The following is a 4,491-nucleotide window of genomic DNA, read 5'->3' on the forward strand; positions in this document are numbered from 1 at the left end:
GTGCTGACTTCCTCCATCCCCGGTGAGGGAAGCGGCACGGGTAAGGTGCTGACTTCCTCCATCCCCGGTGAGGGAAGCGGCACGGGTAAGGTGCTGACTTCCTCCATCTCCGGCGAGGGGAGTGGTTCAGGCAAGGTGCCGGCTTTTCCCGTCTCGGTGCGCACATCGGGGACGGTGATCGGGATGGCATCCACCGCGCCGCCGCTTTCTCCGGAGGAAGCGGCCGCCTGGGAAGCATCCGCCTCTCCGGGTTCGCGCGGCGCGACGGCCGAGACCGCCTCCTCCGCCGCCTTGGCGTCATCCACCAGTACGACCAAGTCGGACTGGATCGACTCCGCCTCGCTGTAATCACCGGTTTGCTCGACGCAGGTGAGGGGGTCGTAGGTGGCGTCGTCAAGACGCTGCTGTTCCGCGGCTTCGGTTTTTTCTACGCTTTCGCGGACTTCCGGGGATTCCTGACGCGGGTTGTCCATTATGGATCTCCTTTTCTCTGGGGCGAATAGGCGCCCGATCGGTTCATGCATGGCAAGGGCAAAACAGGGTTCCGCCGGAGGGAGACAGATAGGCTATCGGCGATGCCTCGCGGACGGAACACGGCAATAGAATGCGGTTTTCTTCTCCTTTCCAATAAAAAAACTCCTTCTCGAACGCCCGATTGACGGCGCCGACCGGTTTGGGTCGGTCTGCACACGTTCAATCCTGAGCTGAGTAAGGAGCTATTTGGGATGCGTCAGGTCGTATAATTAGTTTATATAATTCGGTTGCCGAGCGAATAGTACTTTAGTACTTTTTGGGGCGAAATCCAAACCGAAACACCGATCTGCAGAAACGAACGCTTAACCTGGTTATCCATAACGAACCCCCAGCGCATGGGAACGTGAAAAATCCATCTCACCGGAAAAGAAGGGCAAAGGCAGGGGATTCCGCACGTGAACAGACCGGGAAAAAAGCACGCAATCCGCGCCTGAGGCGCAGGTCTTCATGGAAGAGAAAGGATATAATCCTTCCGCAACCATGACGAATCCCCAATCCCTGACCCTCTTCGCCCTGGATTGCGGCGCCACCAACTGGCGCCTGTACCGGGCCGAGTACGAAGCGGCCGGGGGAAACCTGCGGCTGACTTCCGATCCCCAGCCCTCGCCGAGCACCAGCTTCGTGGACCGGCGGCTGCCGGCGGCGATCTGCCTGGACCCGAAAGGCGAGGCGCTGGAGAGTTTCGGCGAAGTCGCCCAGCAGCAGCTCGAAGACGAGCACGCCCGCGAACGTGTCCGCGAGTATTTCAAACCCTGTATCGGTTCCCACCTGCTTAAAAACCCTCTGCCGCACCAGAAGCGCTACACCCACGAGCGGGCTTTGGCCTACACCCGGATGCTGCTCGGGGCCGTGCTCGGGCAGATCCGCCAGGAGAAATGGCGCTCAGCTCCGTTCGACGACCGTTTGTGGTTCACGTTTGCCTACCCGATTCACTGGAAGTACGACCACGCCGGCGCCGTCTTCGACGAATTCGCGGAGTGCGTCCGCGGGTGCTTCGATCCGGCATTCACCCGGGTCCGCTTCGTGGCGGAACCGGAGGGCGCGATCCTCAGCCTTCGGCACCGCGGACAGTTGGACAGCCAGAAGACCGGCAAGGTCACCTGCATCGTCGACATCGGCGGAAGCACAACCGATATCGTCGCCGGTCGGGTGGATCCGCGAACCGGAAGGTTGGAATACCTCGGGCATTACGGCGAACCGTTCGGCGGCGGGCTCTACGACGCCGCGCTGGCCTCGCGCATCGCCGACGATCTGGCCATTCCGGCATCGGCCTTGGCCGACGATCCCTCGGCGGTGATTTCCCTGCGCGCCTCCGCCCAGCGATTGAAGGAATCCCTCAGCCGGCAGTTGGCGCAATCCGAGCAGCTCCGCCACGTCCCGCAGCGGACGGTGACCCTGGTGATGCGCGACGGCACCGTCTACCGCCGGACGATTTCCCTCGATGAGGCGCGCTTCCGGGAGGTCACGCTCAACCTGGACGGCCGGTTCCGCAGCCTGATCGAAAACGCGCTCGCCGCGACGGCGCTCCGCGAGGAGGAGATCGGCCGGGTGGTGCTGGTCGGCGGAGGGTCGCAGCTGTTCACCATTCTCGGACATCTCCGCGAACGGTTCGGCGCGCCGAACGTCGTCCTGGCCGACAATCCGGAGGAGATCGTCGTCCAGGGGATCGGCTTGGAACTCGGGGCGGAGACGCGCGACACCGGACCGCATACGATCATCCCGCTCGAATCCGCCCTGGAATCCGGGGCGCAAGAGTCTCCCGCCCCGGCGGAGAGAGGATGGCATTTGACATCCGCCGACGGACGCTCCACACCCCTCCCGCAAGGCGTCACCAAGATCGGCCGCGGCGAGGGCAACGACCTGCAGTTGGACGAGTTGAAGGTATCGCGCTTCCACGCCGAATTGACGCTCGCCGGAGGCCGATTGGAAGTGACGGATCTGGGCAGCACCAATGGAACCTTCGTCAACGAAGAACGGCTGGCGCCACACGAGCCGCGCGAGCTCAAGCCGGGCGACGAGGTGCGTTTCGGAGCGGCAACGTTCACTTGCGGGAAGTGACCCCCCCTCATCCCTTCCTTCTCCCAGCTTACGCTGGGAGAAGGAAGGGATGAGGGCGAGATCAAGGAAGAATATCCATGCCCGATAACAATCTACCCGCACCCAAGGATCCGACCGAGATCCAGGCTGCCCCGTCGGCCGAGATGCTGATTCAGGCCGGGGATGCGCTCTCCAAATCCCTGCTCTTCACGCTGGAACGCGATTACCTCGACGGACCGGTGTTCGATACCCGCGCGGTGCGGATGCTCGAAGGCGGGAAACAACCGCCGTCCGATCTGGCCTTCCTGGAGGTGGAACAGGTCGGCAAGCCGGTCAGGGAATCCGAGAAAGAATACTTCAAGGCGATCCAGACCACACTGGCCGCCTGCCACGATCCGCGTTACACGCTGCTTTTCGTCGTTTCCAGCGACGGATTGCGCAACCGGATCTACATCGGGATAAACGCCAACACGCCCGACGCCCAGCCGAAAATCTTCGCCGATCAGCTCGGGCAGTTCCTGTGCTCAAACTGGCCCGGCACGCGCGTCAAATCCGTCGCCGATTACAAGCAGATCGTCGACCGGGTTCACCTGCCGCTTTCCACCTACCGCTACGCGCGGGCGTTCACCGGCATCCCCTCCGTTAAGACGGGCGAGAAGGCCGAGGAATACCCGCAGTCGCTCGACCGCTTCATGCGCGGTCTGCGCGGGAAGCCCTATATCTACCTGGTGATCGCCGACCCGATGAGCGAGCGGGAAGTCAACGAGATCGTCACCGCCTGCCACACCCTCTCCGGCCAAGTGCAGGCCTTCACCAAGACCACCCTCAACCGCAGCACCAGCACCGGCACCTCGGATTCGGTTTCGAGATCGGAAAGCGACACCACTTCCAAGAGCACCTCCACCAGCACCTCGGAGACCAAAGGGAAGAGCGCTTCCAAAGGATCGCTCGGCGCGATGTTCGAAAAATCCGGCGGCGTCGGAAAGGGATTGAAGGGTGCCGGATTGGCGGGCGTCTCCGCGCTGCTCCTGGCGGCCGGCGGCCCCTTCATGCTTTCTGGGATGATGGGCCTGTTCAGCCAGCTACTGCCCTCCTCGGGAACGAGCGACAGCACCGGAACGAGCACGGGCGAATCCGATTCGACCAGCAAGTCCACGAGCCTCTCCACCAGCGAAGGCACCACGACCGGCGAATCGCTTTCCTTCGGGCAGGAATACCTCAACAAGCACGCCGAGGCATGCGTCAAACTGCTCGAGAAGACCGCCCAGCGCTTCGAAACGGCCAAGGCGTTGGGCAGCTGGAACGTCGGGGTCTACATGATCAGCAACCAGGGCGAAGCCGCCGCCCAGGGCCAGGCCCAATTCAAGGCGCTGGTCAGCGGCGAGAAGAGCACCTCCGAACCGGTGCGCGGCCACAACCTGAATCCGCTGTGGGATGGGCAGATCCAAACCTCGCTCGATTCATTTCGCCACCCGCCGCTGCGATTGTTTTCGCCGGAAAGCGGCGAGCGGCTGCGCCATCCCTTCGGGGAAGCCTTTGAGAACCTGACCACGCCGCTCAACACGGAAGAGCTCACCCTGTTGGCGAATTTGCCGATGCGCGAAATGCCCGGCATGCCGATGCAGCTTTCGGCGTCCTTCGGTTTGAACCCGCCCAGTGTGGACGATCCCTCCCGCGCGCTGAACCTCGGGCGGCTGTTGGAAGGCGGGGAGGAAATCGAAAATTTGGATTATGCGGTCGATACGGACACGCTGACCCGCCACATCTTCATCACCGGGATCACCGGGAGCGGGAAATCCAACACCTGCCGCCGGTTGCTCGACAGCCTCATGCAGCAGGAGCGCAACTTCCTGGTGATCGAGCCGGCCAAGGACGAGTACGTCCAACTGGCGCTGGCCTACAACCAGGCCGGGACGTATA

Annotated in this window: 3 protein-coding genes; 2 read left to right on the forward strand and 1 reads right to left on the reverse strand. The window is 62.7% G+C overall.

Going from position 1 to position 4,491, the window contains the following annotated elements; translation table 11 throughout:
• Positions 1–473, reverse strand: a 473-nt coding sequence (locus tag JW929_06320; protein ID MBN1439010.1) for a hypothetical protein, incomplete at its 3' end; no start/stop codon positions are given.
• 508 nt (positions 474–981) lie between these two features.
• Between JW929_06320 and JW929_06325 the strand changes: the two genes are divergently transcribed.
• Both JW929_06325 and JW929_06330 read left to right on the forward strand, forming a co-directional pair.
• A complete protein-coding gene (locus JW929_06325) occupies positions 982–2,592 on the forward strand; it encodes an FHA domain-containing protein (protein MBN1439011.1) in 1,611 nt (536 codons plus the stop codon).
• Positions 2,593–2,669: 77 nt separating this feature from the next.
• On the forward strand, positions 2,670–4,491 hold a 1,822-nt coding region (locus JW929_06330), incomplete at its 3' end, for an ATP-binding protein (protein ID MBN1439012.1).

The sequence above is a fragment of the Anaerolineales bacterium genome (assembly GCA_016928575.1).
Taxonomy (GTDB): domain Bacteria; phylum Chloroflexota; class Anaerolineae; order Anaerolineales; family RBG-16-64-43; genus JAFGKK01.